20 protein-coding genes are annotated in these 19738 nt (G+C 69.8%); 7 read left to right on the top strand and 13 right to left on the bottom strand.

The window, feature by feature from the left end; translation table 11 throughout:
* Nucleotides 1–61: 61 nt before the first annotated feature.
* Genes HDA45_RS23040 through HDA45_RS23030 form a run of 3 tightly spaced genes read left to right on the top strand, consistent with a single transcriptional unit; the run spans nt 62 to nt 2548 of the window.
* A complete protein-coding gene (locus HDA45_RS23040; protein WP_184898567.1) occupies nt 62–478 on the top strand; it encodes a hypothetical protein in 417 nt (138 codons plus the stop codon).
* Nucleotides 479–489: 11 nt separating this feature from the next.
* Nucleotides 490–1041 carry a DUF3558 family protein gene (locus tag HDA45_RS23035; protein ID WP_184898565.1) on the top strand — a complete coding sequence of 184 codons (552 nt, stop codon included), beginning with the start codon at nt 490–492 and terminating at the stop codon, nt 1039–1041.
* 19 nt (nt 1042–1060) lie between these two features.
* A complete protein-coding gene (locus HDA45_RS23030) occupies nt 1061–2548 on the top strand; it encodes a PPE domain-containing protein (RefSeq protein WP_184898563.1) in 1488 nt (495 codons plus the stop codon).
* 42 nt (nt 2549–2590) lie between these two features.
* On the opposite strand, the gene HDA45_RS23025 is transcribed toward HDA45_RS23030, so the two are convergent.
* The 8 genes from HDA45_RS23025 to HDA45_RS22995 all read right to left on the bottom strand — a co-directional run bounded on the left by HDA45_RS23025 (nt 2591) and on the right by HDA45_RS22995 (nt 9893).
* On the bottom strand, nt 2591–3556 hold the full coding sequence (locus tag HDA45_RS23025; protein ID WP_184898560.1) for a glutamate ABC transporter substrate-binding protein: 966 nt from the start codon (nt 3554–3556) through the stop codon (nt 2591–2593).
* A complete protein-coding gene (locus HDA45_RS23020; protein WP_184898558.1) occupies nt 3556–4950 on the bottom strand; it encodes a hypothetical protein in 1395 nt (464 codons plus the stop codon). The genes HDA45_RS23025 and HDA45_RS23020 overlap by 1 nt, the downstream gene beginning before the upstream one ends.
* 106 nt (nt 4951–5056) lie before the next feature.
* A complete protein-coding gene (locus tag HDA45_RS23015) occupies nt 5057–5695 on the bottom strand; it encodes a response regulator (RefSeq protein ID WP_184898556.1) in 639 nt (212 codons plus the stop codon).
* Nucleotides 5692–6813 (bottom strand): sensor histidine kinase, encoded by a 1122-nt coding sequence (locus tag HDA45_RS23010; protein WP_184898554.1) that lies wholly within the window; start codon nt 6811–6813, stop codon nt 5692–5694. The genes HDA45_RS23015 and HDA45_RS23010 overlap by 4 nt, the downstream gene beginning before the upstream one ends.
* A 7-nt stretch (nt 6814–6820) precedes the next feature.
* Entirely contained in the window at nt 6821–6943 is a 123-nt protein-coding gene (locus tag HDA45_RS42830) for a hypothetical protein (protein ID WP_279629241.1), read from the bottom strand.
* A 67-nt stretch (nt 6944–7010) separates the two neighbouring features.
* Complete coding sequence (locus HDA45_RS23005) at nt 7011–8273, bottom strand: GAF domain-containing protein (RefSeq protein ID WP_184898552.1); 1263 nt, start codon at nt 8271–8273, stop codon at nt 7011–7013.
* Between the two features lie 71 nt (nt 8274–8344).
* Complete coding sequence (locus HDA45_RS23000) at nt 8345–9226, bottom strand: diacylglycerol kinase family protein (RefSeq protein ID WP_184898550.1); 882 nt, start codon at nt 9224–9226, stop codon at nt 8345–8347.
* Nucleotides 9177–9893: a DUF998 domain-containing protein gene (locus HDA45_RS22995; RefSeq protein ID WP_184898548.1), complete on the bottom strand. Its 717-nt coding sequence runs from the start codon at nt 9891–9893 to the stop codon at nt 9177–9179. Before HDA45_RS22995 ends, HDA45_RS23000 begins: the two co-directional genes overlap by 50 nt.
* A gap of 133 nt (nt 9894–10026) precedes the next feature.
* Between HDA45_RS22995 and HDA45_RS43070 the strand changes: the two genes are divergently transcribed.
* Both HDA45_RS43070 and HDA45_RS22985 read left to right on the top strand, forming a co-directional pair.
* A complete protein-coding gene (locus HDA45_RS43070) occupies nt 10027–11277 on the top strand; it encodes a histidine kinase (RefSeq protein ID WP_184898546.1) in 1251 nt (416 codons plus the stop codon).
* A complete protein-coding gene (locus tag HDA45_RS22985; RefSeq protein ID WP_184898544.1) occupies nt 11274–11933 on the top strand; it encodes a response regulator in 660 nt (219 codons plus the stop codon). The genes HDA45_RS43070 and HDA45_RS22985 overlap by 4 nt, the downstream gene beginning before the upstream one ends.
* 65 nt (nt 11934–11998) lie before the next feature.
* Here HDA45_RS22985 and HDA45_RS22980 read toward each other — a convergent pair whose 3' ends face one another.
* The 3 genes from HDA45_RS22980 to HDA45_RS22970 all read right to left on the bottom strand — a co-directional run bounded on the left by HDA45_RS22980 (nt 11999) and on the right by HDA45_RS22970 (nt 14545).
* Complete coding sequence (locus HDA45_RS22980; protein ID WP_037319152.1) at nt 11999–12202, bottom strand: cold-shock protein; 204 nt, start codon at nt 12200–12202, stop codon at nt 11999–12001.
* 233 nt (nt 12203–12435) lie between these two features.
* Nucleotides 12436–12606, bottom strand: coding sequence for a hypothetical protein (locus HDA45_RS22975; RefSeq protein WP_184898543.1), 171 nt, complete (start codon nt 12604–12606; stop codon nt 12436–12438).
* Nucleotides 12607–12883: 277 nt separating this feature from the next.
* Nucleotides 12884–14545, bottom strand: coding sequence for a thiamine pyrophosphate-binding protein (locus HDA45_RS22970; RefSeq protein WP_343072300.1), 1662 nt, complete (start codon nt 14543–14545; stop codon nt 12884–12886).
* A gap of 117 nt (nt 14546–14662) precedes the next feature.
* Between HDA45_RS22970 and HDA45_RS22965 the strand changes: the two genes are divergently transcribed.
* Together HDA45_RS22965 and HDA45_RS22960 are read left to right on the top strand one after the other, a co-directional pair.
* The gene (locus HDA45_RS22965; RefSeq protein ID WP_184898541.1) at nt 14663–15949 is read left to right on the top strand and encodes a hydroxyacid-oxoacid transhydrogenase; all 1287 of its coding nucleotides are present in this window, start codon (nt 14663–14665) and stop codon (nt 15947–15949) included.
* Nucleotides 15943–16362 carry an acyl-CoA thioesterase gene (locus HDA45_RS22960; RefSeq protein WP_168214469.1) on the top strand — a complete coding sequence of 140 codons (420 nt, stop codon included), beginning with the start codon at nt 15943–15945 and terminating at the stop codon, nt 16360–16362. Before HDA45_RS22965 ends, HDA45_RS22960 begins: the two co-directional genes overlap by 7 nt.
* Here HDA45_RS22960 and HDA45_RS22955 read toward each other — a convergent pair.
* Both HDA45_RS22955 and HDA45_RS22950 read right to left on the bottom strand, forming a co-directional pair.
* Nucleotides 16318–18054 (bottom strand): ATP-binding cassette domain-containing protein, encoded by a 1737-nt coding sequence (locus HDA45_RS22955; protein ID WP_184898540.1) that lies wholly within the window; start codon nt 18052–18054, stop codon nt 16318–16320. The two genes, HDA45_RS22960 and HDA45_RS22955, sit on opposite strands and share 45 nt — an antisense overlap.
* Complete coding sequence (locus HDA45_RS22950) at nt 18051–19718, bottom strand: ABC transporter ATP-binding protein (protein WP_184898539.1); 1668 nt, start codon at nt 19716–19718, stop codon at nt 18051–18053. The genes HDA45_RS22955 and HDA45_RS22950 overlap by 4 nt, the downstream gene beginning before the upstream one ends.
* Between the last annotated feature and the right edge of the window lie 20 nt (nt 19719–19738).

The raw sequence follows: 19738 nt of genomic DNA, 5'->3' as shown, positions 1-19738 counted from the left end.
CGCTGATATCGTGACTTGACGAGCGCTACGAGTAACCGGGACTTGGTACAGGGGAGAGACCATGGCAGACGGCACCGGCGGACCACCGGGTGACTTCTCGCAGATGCTGGGGGATTTCTCGGCGCAGGCGGACGCGATGGTGAAGGCCGCGAAGGACGGGGACTTCAAGGTCAGCGAAGAGGCCGGAGAAGCTTTGAAGCAAGCGATCTCCGACTACGTGACCGACTGGTCGAACAACCAGCGAGCCTTCTTACGGCTCGCCGAACAACCGAAACTGGGCACCGGGCCGTTCGCGCAGCAAGTCGGTCAACATGCGATCCGAGTCGCCGAAGGTGATGACCTCTCGGCCAAAACCCAGCTGGACGCGCTACGGGATGTACTCAACCGCGCTGACGAGGCGATCGATCTGGCGAAGACCAAGTACCGGCATCGAGATGGCGACAATGCCGATCAACTGAAATCTCTCCAAAAGGACTGACACAGACCGATATGATCGCGAAATCACGGCTCCCGCTCATCGTCGCATTGCCGACCTTTCTTGTTCTCGTCCTTTCCAGCTGTTCTTCGGAGAAACCCGGCAAGGCAACACCTGCCCCAACGCAAAGCGGCGACTCTTCGGCTTCGAAGAGCACCGCACCCGGCGATGTGTTCGGGGATCTCAAAGCCTGCGATCTACTGGAACCCACGACCAGCGCCAAAGGCTTCGACCCTCCGGTCGTGGAGACCTACGAAAGCGACAACGGCTGCGCCAGCCGAAAACAAGGTTTCGGTTCGGTGAGCATTTATCTCGTTCCCGAGGCCGGAATCGACCAACTGTCCGCCGGGCAAGGCACCAAGGTTCCGACGAAGGTCGGCGAACGTGAGGCAGTCGAGATCCCCGGCGACGCGGGTAAGCAAGCTTGCACGGTGGCGATCGCGGTCACACCGACGTCTCGGATGACGGCCTCGACCAGTTTGAACAAGGGAACCAACGAGGAAGCCTGCGCTCTGTCCAGGGAACTCGCCACATCCGCTGAACCGAAACTGCCTAGAGGCAACTGACTACGGAACGGGAGGGACCATGGTCAACGTCGGGCAAGACGACTTCGACAGCACGTTCTCGGCGTCGGGTAAGGCGAACCGCGATTACGAGGCCAAGCGCTACTCCGACACCTACAACGAGACCAACGCCGGACCCGGCGGGAACTCCCTCACAGCCAGGTTGACGGCTGAGGCAAAAGCGGGGCAGTACTCCGGTGAGCAGGCCGCGGCGCTCGCTCAAGGACAGCAGTTTCGCACTGGCCTCAATCCCTCGGAACAGCGCTACGAAGCGGTCCCGCACGGCGATCTGAAGAACATGGTCACGCAGGATCTCGACCCCCGCGACATCGACGAAAAGGGGGAGCTCTGGAATAACCAGGGCAACTCCCTGAACACCTTCAGCACCGCCGTCAAAGCCGCGATCAGCAAAGAGGGCGAGCACTGGCAGGGAGACGGTGCCAAGACGGTCACCGATTTCTTCTCCAACATCAGCAAATGGGCCGACACCGCGGGCGACGGCGCGTACCTCGCATCCAACCGCTTCTCCCAGTCGGCGGCCGCAGCCACCACCGCGAAGAACTCCATGCCCGAAGAGGTCCCCTTCGATCGCAACGCCGAGTACAAGAACGCGATGCAGCAGCTCGGGGCCGGGAACTTCGCGGGTGCGGTGGAGACGGTCGGCAACATCTCGGCCAAGCAGGAGCAGTCGTTCCAGGCGCATCAGCAGGCCGCGCAGGTGATGCACACCTACGACCAGTCGCTCTTCGACGTCAATTCCAAGCAGCCCACCTTCGCCCCGCCGCCGGAAATGGGCGAGTCGACGACGGCGTCCGGGTTTTCCGGGGGTACCGAGGTCAAGGGCTTCAGCGGCGGGCCGGGGTCCGGGCCGGGGGTGTCCGGACCGGGGTACACGGGCGGACCAGGGCCGACATCGGGGCCTGGGCCGGGGATCACCACGGGCGGCGGGCACACCGGGGTTCCGGGGCCGGGGCAGCCGCTCAGCGGGCCGCCCGCGTCGTTCCGGCCCGGGCCGACGCCGGGGTTGGCGGCCATGAACGGTCCTGGCCCCAGCGGTCTCGGACGGCTGGGCAGCGAGCAGTACCGCGGCAAGCCCGGCCGGACACCGACCGGGCCGGGCGGCAGTGCGGCGAGCCGGTTGACCGGCGGCGGGGGTGGCAAGAGCGGCGGGTTCGGGCGCAACGGCGGATCCGGCAACGTCGCCGAGCGGCTCGCGGGCGGCAAGGTTTCGGCCGGTGAGGCCGAGAAGCTGGCGGGCAAGGGCGGCGGGTCCGGGGCCGGCAAGTTGCCGGAGGAGCGCGTGACGCGTGGTGGCGCGGCCGCGGCGGGCAAGAGCGGCGGTCAGGGGCCGATGGGCGCGGGCGCTCCCGGTGGCAAGGGGCAGAAGGAAGAGGACAAGGAAAAGAAGGCCCCGAACTACCTGCAGGAAGAGGACGCCGACGTCTTGTTCGGCGGCTACGACGGCGACATGAAGCCGGTGCCGCCGGTGATCGGCGAGAAGTCCTCCTGAGACGAAGCGGGCCGTTCGGGATCGTTCCCGAACGGCCCGTTCTCATTTGTACTGAGGTGAAGGCGGCGTGCCGCCTTCGAGTTTGTTCCCGATCCACTTCGCGTAGCTCGTCTGCCACGCGCCGCCGCGCACGTTCTCCAGCACGGCGTTCACGTACCGCACCATGTCCTCGTTCTCCTTCGGGACACCGATGCCGTAGTTCTCCTCGGTGAACCGGTCCCCCACGATCTTCAGCGTCGGGTCCTGCGCGAGCATCCCGGCGAGGATGACGTCGTCCGTCGACACGGCCTCGACCTGCTTCTGCTGCAGCATCACCAGGCAGTCCGACCAGTTATCCACCGAGACCGGCACCGGCTTCGAGGGATCCGCCGCGATCTTCAGCAGCGAGGTCGACGTCTTGGTCGCGCAGACCCGGCGGCCTGCGAGGTCCGAGAGCTGGGCGACCTTCGAGCCCGATTCGACCAGGATCCGTTGCCCCGCCTTGTAGTACGCCGTCGAGAAGCCGACCTTCTGCAGACGGCTGCAGGTGATGCTGTAGGTCCGGACCACGATGTCGACCTGCTTCTTCTGGAGCACGTCTTCCCGCAGTTTCGACGGGATCGCCCGGAACTGGACCCGGCCTTCCGCGCTGCCGAAGATCGCTTTCGCGATCTCGTTGACCATGTCGATGTCGAAACCTTCGAGCTGGCCCGACGTCGGATTGCGGAAACCGAACAGGAACGTGGTCTGGTCGACGCCGGCGACCAGTTTGCCGTTCTGCTTGATCTGCGCCATCGTCGATCCACTGGTGATCGTCGTGCCGCTGGTCGGCCGCAAACTCGCCAACGGGTTGCAGCTCGTGTCGGAGGTTCCGCCACCACCGGCGTTGTCGGCGCCGCCGACGTTCGCGGGCAACGGCGGGGCGACCTCGCCGACCGGGGCCGGTTCGACCGGCGCCCCCGCGCCGCCACAAGCCGTCGCCAGCACCAAGACGGCGCCGAGCACGGCCGCCCGCAGACCGTTCCGCATCACCGGTACTCCCTCAGCCGTTCACGGATTCCCAACGCGGACCCCGCCGCCGCGATCAGCGCCAGCACCGCGATCCCCGGCGCGAGCAGGGTCAGCGCCCGCTCGGCACCACGGGTGTCGTCGAGGAATTCCTGCCGTCCCACGTTGATCGCGGCCACCAGGTTCTCGTCGAGGTGCAGGAACGCCCCCGCCGCGCCGTCCTTCTTGTCGTCACGGATGGCCATGTCGACGGCGTCCTGGTAGAAGCCGTCGTCGTCGAGGCGCCGCACCTCACCGTGCGCCTTGAACCACGCCGACGCCGCTTGGATCGCCGCGTCCACCTTCCCCGCGGCCGCGCCGCCCGCCGCGAGACCGCGGGCCTCGCCCAGCAGGCCGCCTTGGCCGTCCGTCCCGCCGAGTTGCCCGGCGAGGTCACGGAAGTCCTGTTCATACGCCGCGCCGTCGCCGCGCGCGACGAGGGTCAGCGTTTCGTCGGCCCGTGCCTGCAGCGCCGCGATCCGGGCGCGCACGAGGACGTCCACCTGATGCGAGCCGTCCTCCTCGCCTCCACCGACGAGGCTGCTCTGCACGATCAGCGACACCGCGCCCCACAGCAGGGCGACGACCACCGACGCGGACGCGACGACGAGCCCGACGTTCAGCAGCCGGTTGGTCTTCCTGGTCAGATGCACCTGCGTGACGATCAGCGCCGCGAGCAGGGCAAGCACCAAAGCCGTTGCCAGCCAAGGGAATCCGGTCGCGTCGTCCTGTTCCGCGGCGAGCCTGTCGGTGTCGATGCGGTACAGATCCTGTGCGGCGGGAAGGATTTTCGTCCGCATCAGCTCGGAGGCTTCACGCAGATACGAGGCACCGACGGGATATCCCTGACGGTTGTAGGTGCGCGCTGTTTCGATCAGTCCTGTGTAGACAGGGATCTCGCGGCCGAGGGTGTTGATCTGTTCGGCCGCTTCATCGACGCCGGACGAGTCCGACGCCGCCTTCGCCAGCGCGGCACCGGCCTCCGCGACGTCGCGTTCGTAGCGCTGACGCATCGGGAGCGGCTCGGTGCCGATCGAGAGGAACGAGCTGGCCGCTGTCGCGTCGGCGTCCGAAAGCGCGCGGTAGACCTGTTGCGCGGCGGCCGCGAGGGGTTCGCGGTGGTCGATCAGGCCGTTGATCGTGTCCTTCTTGTCCTGCGCGGCCAGCGTGCCGAACAGGCCCGCGACCAGCGACAGCAGGACGAGCCCGATCGCGATCACCGACAATCTGCCCGGGGTGGTCGCCGCCGACCGGACGATCGCGCGGATCCCGTTCCCCGGCAGCTCGAGCAGTCCGGCGATCCCGCCGCGGCCCTCCGGCGCAGGGGGCGGCGCGGGGCTGCCCGGTGGCCCCGTCCGGGTCACAGTGCTCGTCATCGCCGATCCTCCCCATTGGCTCTACCCGCAAAGAAGGTATCCGAGTCGGGAACAGCGCAGCCAGTGACACCGGCGTGTGTCATCGGCACGTGATCTCCGGGCAGCGTCAGAGGCCTTTTTCCAGGCCGTACCGCACGGCCTCCGCACGATTGCGCACACCGATCTTGGCGAAAGCGTGGTTGATGTGGCTTTTCACGGTGGCTTCGCCGATGAACAGCTCGGCGGCGATTTCCGGATTGGACAACCCGCGCGCGATGAGACCGAGCACTTCGGCCTCGCGGGCGGTGAGCCCGTCCGGGAGCTCGGTCTTGGCCCGGGCGACCGGTCTCGCGTCGAGAGCGGCGACGAGTCTGTCGGAGACTTCGGCGGCGAAGATCGCCTGCCCGTTGGCCGCGGAGCGGACGGCCGCCCCGATCTCGGCGCGGCCGGCGTCCTTGGTCAGATAACCGCGAGCCCCGGCTCGCACCGCGTCGGCGATCGAAGCGTCGTCCGCGTAAGTCGTGAGCACCACGACCGCCACTTCCGGGTGATCCCGCTTGAGCAGCCTGGTCGCGGCCACCCCGTCCAGGACGGGCATGCGCAGGTCCATCAGCACGACGTCGGCCGCGGTCCCGCGCAGCAGCTCGAGCGCCTGCCGCCCGTCTCCCGCGGAGCCCACGACCTCGACCCCGTCGATCAGCCCGAGCAACGCGACGAGCCCTTCGCGCATGACCTGCTGGTCATCGACGACGACCACCCGGATCACGTCCGCACCACCGCCTCCACCGTCCAGCGCCCGCCGTCCGGGCCCGCGGTCAGCGTGCCACCGGCGAGCGCGAGCCGCTCCCTCATCCCGGTGAGACCGAACCCGCCGGTGTCCTCGACGGTTTCGCCGAGATCGTTCCAAACCCGCAAACGGACCTCCGAGGAGGTGAAGCTCAGCAGCAGCGCCACCGGCCGCCCGGGAGCGTGTTTGGCCGCGTTGGTCAGCGCCTCCCGCGCGACGCCGACCAGCGAGACCACCGCGGCGGACGGCAGCGGCCGCTGGTCGCCCGAGACCTCGAAGGTCACCCCGTCGTGATGCGCCTCCACCAGCAGCCGCAAGGCTTCCGCCGTCGACGGGACGTCGCTGCGCAAGGCGGCGACAGCGTCGCGAGCCTCGGCGAGCCCGTCCGCGGCCAGCCGCCGGGACAGCCGGACCCTGCCGAGTGCACCGTCCACATCGGACTTCTCGGCCAGCAGCGCCTCGGCGACCTCCAGGTGGATCCCCAGCGCCCCCAGCGAATGCGCGAGGACGTCGTGGATCTCCCTGGCGATCCGCGTGCGCTCGTCGAGCGCGGCCGCCCGCGCGTGTTCGCTCTGCGCCAGCTTGGTCTGTTCCAGCAACGCGGCCGCCTGCGCCGCCTGCACCTCGTACTGCCGCCGGTTCAGCCCCAGCAGCATCAGCACGAGCAGCACCCCGACGTTGCCGAACACCAGTGGCGCGGACGCGCCCGCGACCAGGCCGGTGACCACCGCGAGGCTCGCGTCGAGCCCCACCACCCCCAGGATGGCGGCCACCGACGGCTCGGTCAGCGTGGCGAACCGACTGACCGTGACCACCGCGAGCACGATGGCGGACGAATCCTCCGCCCAGCCGAGCGCGATCGACGGCGCGACGCTCGCCACCGCGAGCAGGACGGTCGCCACCCGGGGGAACCGCGGGGAGACCGCCACGAAGCCCAGCCAGCAGGCCCCGCAAACGCCGTACGCCGTCCAGATCCAGGCACTGGACTCGCTCGCGGTCAGCAGCACCACCACGACCGCGGCCGTGCCGAGCAGCTGGACGACCAGCCAGCTCGGCGCGATCGTGTCCGGCAGCAGCGGCCTCTCCCGTTTCCCCATTTTCCCCTCAGTGATCGCTCAGCCGCGTGATCATCTCCACCAGGATCAGCCGGTAGGCCAGGAACCCCAGCAGGACGACGACACCTATCACTACCAGCCCCAACAGGCCTTTCACGTTCATTTTTCCCATGACACGGACGGTAGGCACGCCGACGGGTGGAGCGGGACCGTCGCCGGGTGGAGCCGGGGGTGGAGGTTCAGTCGCGGACGGCGGGCGCGACGGAATGCGGAAGGACGTCGCCACCGTCGGCGGGCCGTTCGACGACCACCTCGACGTCGTCGGCGAAGCGGTACGGCCTGCCCAGCAGGATCCCGCCGAAATGGCGCCGCATCCTGGACATCTCCGCGCGGACGGTGACGGTGCGGCCGGCGTCCCCGAAGAGGTCGCGCGAAAGTTCCGAGGCCGACCGCCCCTCCCGGTGCAGCGCGAGGACGTACAGCATCTCCGCGTGCCGCGGGCTCAGCCGATGCGACCAGGTCCCCGCCGGGCCCGAGGCGCGCAGCGTGCTGTCCCGCGCCGACCTCAGGTCGAGGACGACACGGGTCGGCGGCGTGTCCTCCTCCTCGGTGAGCCGGACCAGCCAGCCTCCCGGTAGCGGCTCCAGCAGGCAGTTCCCGTAGGCGGGCAGCCAGTTCCGGCCTGCGGTCGCACCGTTCGGCAGAGCGATCCGGCCGACCGGGACGAGGCCCGCCGACGCCGCGATCCAGCCGTGCGGATCGGCGATCACCGCCCGGCCCTTCACCTTGGTGAGCAGGGGCGAAGCGAGCCCCCGCAGCCGCTCGAGCTCCGAGAGGTGAGTGGTGCGCAGATGCGCCTCGGCGAGCTTCGCGACCGCGTCGACCAGCGCGAGGGTCGTCGGGTGCACGGTCGAGGCCGGGCCGGAGAGATCGACGACGCCGAGGAGCCTGCCGTCCCGCGGATCGTGCAGCGGCGCGGCGGCGCAGGTCCAGTCGTGCTGGTTACGGACGTAGTGCTCGGCCGAGTAGACCTGGACCGGATGCCGGGTGACCAGCGCCGTGCCGATGGCGTTGGTCCCGGCGGAGTTCTCGTGCCAGTCGACCCCTTCGACGAACCCGAGCGCGTCGGCACGGCGGCGGACGGCGGTACTGCCGTCGCGCCAGAGGACGCGGCCGTCGGCGTCGACGACGGCCATGATGTGCGCGGCCTGCTCGGCGAGGCTGATCAGGCCGCCCCGCAGGGCGGGCAGGACAGCGGCGAGACCGCTCCCGCGACGGCGCGCTTCCAGCTGCTCGGGAACGAGTGTGGGCACCGGCGCACCGCGGTCCGGGTCCAGGCCGAGACGGCGCATGCGCTGCCAGGACGCACCGATGACGGCGCGCGGATGACTCGGGAGCGCGTTGCCCGCGAGGGCGGCTTCGTGCACCTTGGCGAGGACGCGCGCGTGCCGTCGCGGATCCGCGCCGACCGGCAACGCCGCCTCCAGCTGCACCTGGCCCACTCCTCTGGTCCGTTTCGGCCAGTGTGCCCGGGGATCCCGGCGTGCGGAAGGTCTCTGTGACCTGGGCGGGTTTACGCGGTGAAGGGCGCATCCACCAGGTGGGACGCGGGAAAAGCCCCCTGCGGCTTCCGGCCGAGCAGGAGTCCGGTCCTGGTGGCCTCGGCCATCACGGCGCGGACGTCGACGCACCACGGGCCGTCGGGCTTCAGCTCGACGAAAGCGCTCTCTCCCGACTTCAGCACGAAGTGCGGTTCGCCGTCGAGCGCGATGGAGCCACCGGCGGCGGCGAGGTCGACGCGGACCCCTGCGTGCAGCACGCTCCAGCCCCGGACGCCCACCGCCCGGACCTCACCGGGTGCGATCGGCGCCTGTACGACGTACGGCGTCTCCTCGACCGGCCCGAGCGAGACCGCGACACCGTCCACAGTGGACTTCGGACTGGGGCAGAGCCTGCCGGGGATGCTCGACAGGCCGATTCCGTCCGGTACGGCGAACGTGCAGTACAGCTCGGTCAGCGAAGCGGGATCCCACCGGCTCTCCGAACACACGCTGACGTCGTTCAGCGCGATCTCACGGCGGGCCTTGGTGACGACCTCGAGTACGGTCGCGCGGTTCGTGACCAGGTCCGCGTCCACCTGATGGGTGGCCAGCAGTCCGGCGGCGAGCCCGGCGACGGTGGGCTCGGGGAGCGTTTCGGTGCTCCCCGACGGCAGCATGAGCAACGGGACGTCGCCGCAAGCGGCCGCGGCGGCGCGCATCATGCCGTCGCCGCCGAGGCAGATGAGCACGCTCGCTCCCGCGTCCACCATCCGGCGGACGGTGCCGATGATCTTCCCGGACTCGGTCCACACCATCACCCGCCCGACTCCCGCCACACGGAGTGCCGAACGCAAGCTCTGGATGTCACGCTCCGAAGCGGGGTTCGCCACGATCCCCGCAACCGCTTCGCCCACATGTCCTCCGCTGCCGCGCCAAGTCCCTACAAGGAAACGACGTCAGGGCCACGAAGGAAAGAGTTGCACGAGGTTGCATCGCCAGGCTAGGGGTCGAAGTGCCCGATTTTCGGTGAACCGCCGTCCGGCGGGCGAACATGACCACCAACGCGAGTTCGAGCACCAGCAGGATCCGTTCGGCCAGCCCGCTCACCGCGCGGGCGTCGACCAGGAACGTCCCGACGAAGACCACCAGCGCGGCGAACGTGGCGATCGACCATCGCCGGGCAGCGCCGAGAACCAGCCCCGCCAGCGACAGCGCGGCGAAGGCGGCGAGCGCGACGTAGCGGTGGATCGCGCCGTGCCAGGTCAGCGGCTGGTCCATCGGCTCCTGCGGGAACACCGCGAGCACGCACAGCCCGACGCCGAACACGGCGACGAGCCTGGCCGCCCACACCGCCCCCGAAAGCCGGACACCGCCCGCGACGGTCAGCGCGCCGAAACCGGTGGCCAGCATGGCGACCCCGACGAGCCGCGCGCCCTGCCCGAGGTGGACGTACTCGCTGAAAGTGGTGGCGAGCGGATCGACCGCGCCGGCGTTGACGATCTCGACATAGACCGCGATGACCGCCCCCGTGAGCAGCCACGCGAACGTGGACAGCCGGATCAACTTTCCGATGTCGTTCATGACGAGGAGCCTGACCGCGCACCGCCGTCCGGCACATCGCGCCGAAGCGAGCAGTCCGGGTCACACCGTGGGGGACAGCGGATGTCCCCCCAGCGGGGATGTGCCCGGACGGCGGCGTCGTTAGCGTCGGGACATGGCTTCGAAAGGCGGGTCCCTGGGCTGGGCGCTCCTCACCGGACGCGACGGCGACCTCGACCCACCGTCGGCGTGGTGGCGCGGGCCGGCCTGGGTCAAGGTCATCCTCACCACCGCGGCGCTTCTCGTGCTGGTGGGACTGACCTACGGCTCGTGGGCGCGTTACCTCGGCGGCGGCAGTGTTCCGCTGATCTTCTTCCTGCTGCTCCTGCAGCTCACGCCCCCGTTGCTCGTCCTGCGGTTCCCGCTGACCGCCGTGCGGGTGGCGGCGGTGGGGATGGTCAGCTCCATCATCGCGATCCTTTTCCCCGCGCCCTACGCGCTGTTCGGCCCGTCGCTGTCGGAGTGGCCGTTGCAGGTCCAGGTCCTGCCGTACCTCCCGGTGCTCGCCATGACGCTCGCCCGCACGAAACCCGGGCAGGGCTGGGGGATCTCGGTCATCGCGATCGCGCTCGCCACCGCGGTCGGCATCGTGCAGATACCGCGGACCGGCACGAAGACCCTGGTGTGGTCGTTGGTCGTGGTGGCCGTGACCATCGTGGCGGGATACGGGATGCAGCAACGCCGCCGGGCGCTGGAGCAGGCCGACGAGGCCGAGCGCACGACCGTGGAGGAGCGGACCAAACGCACGGCGCTGCAGGAACGCGCGCTGATCGCGAGGGAACTGCACGACATCATCGGCCATCACCTGTCCCTGATCGCCTTGCGGACCGACAGCGCGCGCTACCGCGTCCCGGACGTCTCCGAGGCCGCGCAGGAGGAGTTCCGCGCACTCGGCGTCGCGGCGAGGGAAGCACTCGACGAGGCGCGGCGGCTGGTCGGCGTGCTGCGGGACACCGACGCCGAACCGGAACACGAACCGCAGCCGGGGCTCGCGGAGGTGCCGTCGCTGATCGACGGCTGCCGGGCGTCCGGGATCGAGATCCGGGCGGAGCTCTCCGGTGGGGACGTCCCCGCCATGATCGGACTGGCCGCCTACCGGATCCTGCAAGAGGCACTGAGCAACGCGGCCCGGCACAGCCCAGGGTCCACTGTGGACGTCGAGGTGCGACGGGAGCCTGAAGGGCTCACGATCCTCGTCGAAAACGGGCCGCCCTCCCGGCCTGCCGCGCCGACGGGCGGGGACGGCGTCGGCCTCGCCGGGATCGCCGAACGCGTTACGCTGATCGGCGGCACTTGCGAGACCGGGCCGCGGGAAGACGGCGGTTTCCGGGTGGCCGTCACACTGGAAATCACGGGGGAAGCGTGACGACCGTCTTCATCGTCGACGACCAGGCCATGGTGCGGGAAAGCTTCGCCAGCCTGCTGAAAGCGCAGCCCAGCTTGGCTGTTGTAGGCCAAGCGGGTGACGGAATCGAGGCCCTGGCAGGCATCTCCGCCTTGCCCGCGCCGCCGGACGTCGTCCTGATGGACATCCGGATGCCGGTGATGGACGGTCTCGAAGCGACCCGGCGCTTGCTCGAAGGCGACGGCGACAAGCCGAAGGTGATCGTCCTGACCACGTTCCATTTGGACGACTACGTCTACGAAGCGCTGCGGGCGGGCGCGAGCGGGTTCCTGTTGAAGGACGCGCCGTCGGCCGAGCTGATCACCGCGATCGGTGTGGTCGCCGCCGGTGACGCGCTGCTCTCCCCCGCGGTCACGAAGCGGCTCATCACGAACTTCGTGGCGAGCGCGCCGGATCCGCGGCCGTCCCCGGCGCGGTTCGACGTGCTCACCGAACGCGAACGGGAAGTGTTGCGGTTGATCGCGAAAGGACGGTCCAATCCGGAGATCGCGGCGGATCTGGTGCTTTCGGCGCAGACGGTGAAGACGTATGTGGGCCGGATCCTCGCGAAACTCGGGTTACGGGACCGGGCGCAGGCGATCGTGCTGGCCTATGAGACCGGACTGGTCTCGCCCTGAAGACCCTGAAAAAGCAGCAGGGCCGCCTCCCCGAGGGGATGACGGCCCAGCTTGGAAAACCTGGATCAGATCACGTTGACCGAGGTGGCCTGCGGACCCTTCGCGCCCTGCCCGATTTCGAACTCCACGCGGGCGTTCTCCTCGAGGGTACGGAAGCCGTTGCCCTTGATCTCGCTGTAGTGCACGAAGACGTCGCCGCCGCCGTTGTCGGGAGTGATGAAGCCGAACCCCTTCTCGGAGTTGAACCACTTCACAGTGCCCTGAGTCATAAAATCTCCATATGCAACACAAACAAACAGGAAGCCACGTCGGCAGCCCGGGTCATGACCAGACGGTTTGCTTCCCCGGAAACACGAGGAGACACTACGCCCGCTGAGTTCTGCGAGCGTGAACCAACACGAACACAAAAATCGAGACCTGGAGCAGTAAAGCACACCTCACGCAGGCCGACAAGCATCTTCACCCGGGTGTGCGCGGCCGCACGGTGCCCTTTTCCGGGGGGCTATTCGCCGCTCGCGGCGCGCAGTGGTACGTCGGCGCCGAACGGCGAACGGCGCAACACCTCCCGGTTCGTGGCCACGACGGCCACATCGTGGGTCTCGGCGTCCGCACTGAACTGCACCGGCACCACACCGGAAACGGACTTGTCCTGTGGCTTCGTCTCGTCAGCCATGTTTTCTCCCCTGTGTCAACACAACGCTCGTAGTACCGCGCAACACACTGCGTGCCAACAACCCACCGGCGAACGGTCGCGGGCCCAAGGGCCGCTCCGGTCCATATCGGACTCTCGGTGTTGCCGCGATTGTGCCACGGCCGACCGACAAAATCCGGTCTCCGCGACCGAAACTCGGCCGAGTCGTCACCACATTCCCACCCTTTGGAGCAGGTGAAGGCGGCACCACAAGGGTTTCTGTGTATCCCCTGAGAAAAAGTACCGCCTGGTAATCGCCCTACTGGCCGCCCTGCTGCGGCCTCGCGGCGCCCAGCAGGCTCGTCAGCCGGATGTCCGGGGTCACCACGTCCGGATCCGTCCTGATGTCGATCACACACGGCCGTTGCCGCACCAGCGCGCTCGCGATGATCGGTTCCAGTTCCTCGCGGTCGTCCACGGTGTACCCGGCGGCGCCGAGCCCTCGTGCCCACGACGCGAAGTCGGTGATGGGGACTGTAACCCCCGACAGCCGACCGTGCTTGCGCGCCTGGTGCACGGCGAGCGGACCGTGCAGGCCGTTCTGGAACACCAGGACGGTCACCGGCACCCGGTAGCGGACGGCGGTCTCGATCTCCTGCCCGGTCATCAGCGCGCCGCCGTCGCCCGCCATCGCGATCACCGTCCGGCGTGGCTCGGCGAGTTTCGCCGCGACCGCCGCGGGGACCGCGTAGCCCATGGCCGCGTTGCTCGGGCCGAGCTGGCTGCGCGGCGCGGTGAAACACCAGTAGCGGTGCATGAACTGGGCGAAGTTGCCCGCGTCGCTGGTCACGATCGCGTCTTCGGGCGCGAGTTTGCGCACCGCGCGGATGACGTCGGCGGGGTGGACGCGGGTGGCGCCGCTGGTGTCGGGCGGCGTCATGAAGGTGTGCACGGCGGCGTTCGCGGCCGACGCGCGGCGTGTCCGCGGCGAGGCGACGTTGCGTAGCTCACGCAGGAACGGCTCGACCTCTGAGTCGACCCGGAAGGTCAGGCCACCACGCCGGGCGGGCTCGATCCCGGTGCCGACCAGCACCAGCGTCTGCGACGGCGTCGGGTAGCGGAAGGACTGCGTGGTCACCTCGTCGAGCTGCGTGCCCAGCGCGAGCACGAGGTCGGCGCGCTCCAGCGCGTCGAGCTGCCGCGCGGGGATGCCGATGCCGAGGTGGCCGGCGTAGCGCGCGTGGTTCTCGGGGAAGGCGTCCTGACGGCGGAATGCGTTGTACACCGGGAGCGCGAGTTCGTCGGCGACGGCGATCAGCTCTTCGCGCGCCGCGCGGGCCCGGCCGCCGACGATCACCACCGGGTAGCGGGCCTCGTCGACCAGCTGCGCGACCGCCTCGGCGGTCCGGCCCAGCGCGCCGGTGACGGGCGGACGCACGGAGGCGACCGGTTTGGCCGAATCGAACGGGACACCCCAGAAGTCGGCGGGGACGGCGACGACGGTGGGTCCCGGCCGTCCTTCCCGGCAGCGGGTCAGCGCCTCGACCAGCAGGCCCGGGACCTCGTCCGGCGATTCCGCGCGGCCGGTCCACTTGGCGATGGGTTCGAGCATCGCCGTCAGGTCCGCGGTGGGGAGTTCGCTGGTCGGACCGGGGCTGGACGGCGGGTTCTCCAGCAGGACGACCATCGGGCTCTCGTCCTGGTACGCCGTGGAGACGCCGATCGCGAGGTTCGCCGCGCTCGGACCGCGGCCCGCCAGCAGGACCGCCGGATGCTCGGTGAGCTTGCCTTCGGCCTCGGCCATGAAGGCCGCGCCGGAATCGTGCCGCGCCGAAACGAAGGTGATCGACCGCTCGCGTTGCAGCGCGTCGAGCAGATCCAGGAAGGACTCACCGGCCACCGCGTACACGCGGTGGATCTGCGCCTCGGTCAGGATCCGCACGGCCGTCTGGGCGACGGACGCTCCCGGTTGGTATCTAATGAGTACGAGCTTAGGCGGGCGGTGATCGGTGCCGTCAAGCGATCTTTCGATTCCGGCAACCCCGGGGCGGCAGAATGTCCGATATCGGAACGTGTTCGAGCAAGGGAGCACGAAAACGTGACCTCAGCCACCGCTGGACGTGAAACTGTTTTCACTTACGGCGCACCGGCCTTGAAGTACGGCACCGGGGCGAGCGATGAGATCGGCTACGACCTCACGCAGTACGGCGCCCGCCGGGTGCTCGTCCTGACCGACGCGGGTGTCGCCGCGACGGGCTGGCCACAACGGATCGCCGAAGGCATCGAGACCTACGGCATCGAAGCGGTCGTCTTCGACGGCGTGCACGTCGAGCCGACCGACGTCAGCATGCGGAAGGCCGTCGAGTTCGCCAGAGGACAGGGCCGCTGGGACGCCTTCGTCGCCGTCGGCGGCGGATCGGCCATCGACACCGCGAAGGCGGTGAACCTCTTGACCAGCAACGACGGTGATCTGCTGGACTACGTCAACGCCCCGGTCGGCGGCGGCCGAGCGCCGAGCGCGCCGCTGAAACCGCTGGTCGCGGTGCCGACCACCACCGGGACCGGTTCGGAGAGCACCACGGTCTGCGTGCTGGACGTGTTGTCACTGCGGGTGAAGAGCGGTATCAGCCATCTCCGGCTGCGGCCGAGCCTCGCCGTGGTCGACCCGAGACTGACGGTCTCCCAGCCACCGGAGGTCACCGCCGCGAGCGGGATGGACATCCTCTGCCACGCAGCGGAAAGCTACACCGCCAAGCCGTACACCGAGTTCGACCGGAAGCGGCCGGAAGACCGGGTTCCTTACTGTGGCTCGAATCCGCTGGCCGACATGTTCGCCGAGCAGTCGCTGCGGCTGCTGTCGTGGGCGCTGCCCGCGGCCGTGCGGGACGGCTCGGACATGAAGGCGCGCGAGGCGATGGCACTCGCGGCGACCTTCGCCGGGCTCGGGTTCGGCAACGCCGGCGTGCACATCCCGCACGCCAACGCGTACCCGATCGCCGGGCAGGTCAGGAAATTCCATCCCGGCGGCTATCCGGGTGACGAGCCGATGGTGCCGCACGGGATGGCGGTGTCTTTGACAGCACCCGCGGCCTTCCGGTTCACCTTCGACGCCGCACCGGACAGGCACGAACGCGTGGCCCGGCTGCTCGCGCCGGACTTCGAATGGCCGGGCGATCTGGCCGACCACCTGCCCGCGGTGCTGCGGCAGATCATGCGGGAGATCGGGATCCCCAACGGGATCGGCGAAGTCGGCTACACCGAGTCCGATGTGGACTCTTTGGTTTCCGGCACGGTGAAACAACAACGGCTCCTGGCGACGGCGCCGCGCGAGGCGTCCGAAGAGGACCTCGCCGGGATCCTGCGGGATTCGGTGACGCTGTGGTGAACGCCGAGTATCCGCACTGGCAGACGGTTCCGTTGCGCTGGAAGGACAACGACGTCTACGGGCACGTCAACAACGTCGTCCACTATTCGGTGATGGACACCGTGATCAACACGTGGCTGATCGAACGCGGCGGGCTCGACATCGAGACCGGCGGGGTCATCGGGCTGTGCGTGGAATCGCAGTGCAAGTACCACGCTTCGGTGTCTTTCCCGGGAGAGCTCGAGGTCGGCCTGCGGGTGGGGCATCTCGGCCGGTCGAGTGTCCGCTACGAGGTCGGGATGTACTCGAAGGAGACGGTGATCGCGGAGGGCCATTTCGTGCACGTCTTCGTCGATCGCGAGTCCCGGCGCCCGGTCGCGGTCGACGGTCTACTCAGGAGCGCGCTGGAAGAACTGCGCACTGGGCTGGGGTAGCCGCGGCGACCACGCGTGCATGAGCTGGGCGTAGCGCGTGGACCGGTCCATCAGTTCGAGATGGGTGCCGAGGGCGGTTTCCTTGCCGTCCATCACCAGGACCCGGTCCGCGCGCAGCGCCGACGTCAGCCGGTGCGCGATCACCACCAGCACCCCGCCCCGCTCGGCGAACGCCCGTTCCGCGCGGGCTTCGGCGGGCGGGTCGAGGTGCGACGTCGCCTCGTCGAGGACGACGACGTCCGCGTCGCTCGCGTACACCCGCGCGAGCGCGATCAGCTGTGCCTCACCGGCGGACAGCGTGCCGTGCCCGATCTCGCCGTCGAGACCGCCGAGCCGCGTCACCAGCGGTTCCGCGCCGACGGCCGCCACGGCCGCCCGCAGTTCGCCGTCCATCGCGGTCTGCGCGAACAGGCCGACGTTGTCCCGCACGGAGCCCGCGAAGACGTAGGCCTCCTGCGGGATCAGCGCGACCATCCGGTGCCGCAGCGCCGCCGGGATCTCCCGGACCGGGGCCCCGCCGAGCAGCACCCGGCCCGCCTGCGGTTCGAGCATCCCGGTCAGGAGCCCGGCCAAAGTCGATTTGCCGATCCCGCTGGGCCCCACCACCGCGAGCCGCTCGCCGGGCCGCAGATGCAGGTCGAGACCGCGCACCACCGGCTCCGCCGCCGCGCCCCAGCTGAAGGTCAGGTCACGCACGTAGATCGCGGACCCGTCCGGTTCGGCCGTGCCGTCGGCCTCCGGTTCGGCCTCCGCGGTTTCCGCCAGCCGCCGCAGCGCGACGATCAGCCGCAGCACCACGGTGCTCGCGGTCGCGGCCAGTCCCCGCAACGCCGGCTGCATCGTCGTCGCCAGGTAGACGAGCGCGCCGAGCGCGGCCCCGGCGGTGAGCACGCCGTCCTTGACCATCCCGGGCGCCACCAGCAACGCCACGAGCAGCGGCACGAAACCGCCGATCGCGATCACCACCGACCGGGCCGCCCCGGATCGCGCCACCCGCACGGCGGCCTTCGCCTGCGTGTCGATGGCGTCGTAGAGCTCGAGGGCGGCGAGGGGTTCCGCGCCGCAGGCGACGACGTCGCGCATCCCGGACAGCGACGCGCCCGCGACCTCGGCGGTCCGCTCGTCGGCCAGTGCGAGCGCCCGCTGACGGCGGGCCAGCGACGGCAGCAGGCAGGCGAACACTCCGACCGCGACCACCACCGGGATCGCGACGATCAGCGCGAGCGAACCGGCGACGGTGAACAACCCGGCCAACGCCGCCACCGTCGTCACGATCATCCCGCGCGCCTGCACCAGGAGCCCGGCCGTGGCGTCGCGGACCACTTCGACGTGCTGGGTGATGCGGGCGACGCCGCTGGCGTCCGGCTGGTTCCGCGGTGGCGCCGGATCGTGCAGGACCCCGCGTACGACGGCGGTCACCAGTGCGTCGCGCAGCGGCTCGACGACCTTGCCGAGCTGATGCCACACCAGCCGCGAACCGAGCGCGCCGAGCACGGCGACCAGGGCGAACACCGCGAGCCAACGCAGTCCGGTGCCTGGCCGAGCCGCGGCAAACCCCTCGTCAACCGCGAGTTCGACCAGGCGACCGGACAAGAACGCGGGCGCGCTCTCCAGCACGGAGCAGGCCAGCAGTACCAGCCCGCCTCTCCACTGCCCGGCCAGCGCCGAACGGTAGAGCCCCCAGACGCTCACTGCGCGTCCCCGGTGAAAACAGCCTGATAAGCCGGGTTCTTCCACAACTCCGCGTGCGGGCCGGCCGCGCGGACCCGGCCGTCTTCCAGCCACACCACGGTGTCCGCCCGCGCCGCGGTGGCCGCGCGATGCGTCACCACCACCCGGGTCCTGCCGGGAAGGGTGCGTTCGATCGCTTCCTCGACGGCGGCTTCGGTGACCGTGTCGAGGCTGGCGGTGGCGTCGTCGAGGATGAGCACCCGCGGCGCGTGCGCGATCGCGCGCGCCAGCCCGATGCGCTGCGCCTCCCCGCCGGAAAGCGGGGTCTCCGCAAGCGGGGTCCGATAGCCGTCCGGCAGCCGGACGATCAGGTCGTCGACCTGCGCGGACTGGCAGGCGCCGCGCACGGCGGCCTCACCGGCCCACGAGCCGTACCCGACGGCGTCGCCGATGGTCGCGCCGAGCAGCGCGGGCCGCTCGAAGGCGAACCCGACGACGGCGCGCAGTTCGTACGGCCGCAGCTTCTCCAGCGGACGGCCGTCGAGCACCGCGGTCCCCTCGTCCGGGGTCACCAGCCCGCCGAGGACGTTGACCAGCACGGACTTCCCGGCGCCGGAGCGTCCGACGACCGCGGTGAACCGGCCGCCCCGCACGAGCAGGTCGACCTCGCGCAGCGCGCCTTCGACGGTGACACCGCGCAGTTCGAGCGTGCCCCGCCCGGGGACGACGCCGAGTTCACCCGGTTCGGGGACCGGCGAGGCCAGCACCTCGCTGATCCGTTCCGCACACGACCGCGCGCGGGAAAGTGTGGTGAGCAAAGGAATCTGGGTGACCAGGCCCATGCCGAGCGCCACGTAACCGAGCGCCGCGAGGACCTGGCCGACGGTCAGCCGTCCTTCCATCACGCCGAAACCGGCGGCGACGAGCACGGCGAGTTCCGCCGCGGGCAGCAGCAGACCGGAGCGCCACACCATCCGGGCCTGCGTGCGCCACATCCCGCGGCCGGCGAGACTCAGCTTCGGCAGCGGCCGCAGCACACGTTCGGCTTCGCGGTCGGCGGTGCCCGACGCGGCGATCGTGCGGAGCCCGGCGACGGCGTCGATCATCCTCGCCGCCAGTTCGCCGGACACCTCTTGATAGGTCAGGACGTCGTCGGCGGTGTTCTTCAGATGCGTGCGCGCCAGCATCAGGCCGAACGGGATGCTGGCGAGGAAGACGAGTGCGAGCCGCCAGTCCATCAGCGCGAGCAGGACGACGGAGCCGCCGGAGATCACCGTCGTCGAACCGAGCTGGACGACGACCGAAGCGACCAGTCCGGCACCGGTGCAGTCGCTGGTGAGCCTGCTGATCGAGTCACCGTCGGCGAAGGCCGATCGGGTGCCGAGCGCCAGGTAGCGGTCGGTGAGTTCGCGGCGCAGCCACGCCGTCGCGTAGGCCGTCATCCGCGCTGTCAGGATCCCGCCGATCAGGACGACCGCGATCTCGGTGACACCGAGGACGACCAGCCAGGAGACCTCGGGGAGGCTGGGACGTCCGGCCACCACGGCGTCGACGGCCGCGGCCAGCGCGCCGGGCAGGAGCAGTCCCGCCGCCGTCCCGGCGAGCGCGCTCAAGATCAGCACGACCAGGCGGGGACGATCGAGCGTGGTCACGGTGGTCAGCAGCCGATCGGCGGGCCCCGCCATGCCACTCCTCAATCCGTGAT

It is taken from the genome of Amycolatopsis umgeniensis (genome assembly GCF_014205155.1).
Lineage (GTDB): Bacteria > Actinomycetota > Actinomycetes > Mycobacteriales > Pseudonocardiaceae > Amycolatopsis > Amycolatopsis umgeniensis.
This window is presented reverse-complemented; position numbering and strand designations above follow the sequence as displayed.

Bases quoted from the DNA above. Each gene is read 5' to 3' on its own strand.
- HDA45_RS23040 (WP_184898567.1), top strand. From the start codon at position 62: ATGGCAGACGGCACCGGCGGACCACCGGGTGACTTCTCGCAGATGCTG.
- HDA45_RS23035 (WP_184898565.1), top strand. From the start codon at position 490: ATGATCGCGAAATCACGGCTCCCGCTCATCGTCGCATTGCCGACCTTT.
- HDA45_RS23030 (WP_184898563.1), top strand. From the start codon at position 1,061: ATGGTCAACGTCGGGCAAGACGACTTCGACAGCACGTTCTCGGCGTCG.
- HDA45_RS23025 (WP_184898560.1), bottom strand. From the start codon at position 3,556: ATGCGGAACGGTCTGCGGGCGGCCGTGCTCGGCGCCGTCTTGGTGCTG.
- HDA45_RS23020 (WP_184898558.1), bottom strand. From the start codon at position 4,950: ATGACGAGCACTGTGACCCGGACGGGGCCACCGGGCAGCCCCGCGCCG.
- HDA45_RS23010 (WP_184898554.1), bottom strand. From the start codon at position 6,813: ATGGGGAAACGGGAGAGGCCGCTGCTGCCGGACACGATCGCGCCGAGC.
- HDA45_RS42830 (WP_279629241.1), bottom strand. From the start codon at position 6,943: ATGGGAAAAATGAACGTGAAAGGCCTGTTGGGGCTGGTAGTGATAGGT.
- HDA45_RS22995 (WP_184898548.1), bottom strand. From the start codon at position 9,893: ATGAACGACATCGGAAAGTTGATCCGGCTGTCCACGTTCGCGTGGCTG.
- HDA45_RS43070 (WP_184898546.1), top strand. From the start codon at position 10,027: ATGGCTTCGAAAGGCGGGTCCCTGGGCTGGGCGCTCCTCACCGGACGC.
- HDA45_RS22980 (WP_037319152.1), bottom strand. From the start codon at position 12,202: ATGACTCAGGGCACTGTGAAGTGGTTCAACTCCGAGAAGGGGTTCGGC.
- HDA45_RS22975 (WP_184898543.1), bottom strand. From the start codon at position 12,606: ATGGCTGACGAGACGAAGCCACAGGACAAGTCCGTTTCCGGTGTGGTG.
- HDA45_RS22950 (WP_184898539.1), bottom strand. From the start codon at position 19,718: ATGGCGGGGCCCGCCGATCGGCTGCTGACCACCGTGACCACGCTCGAT.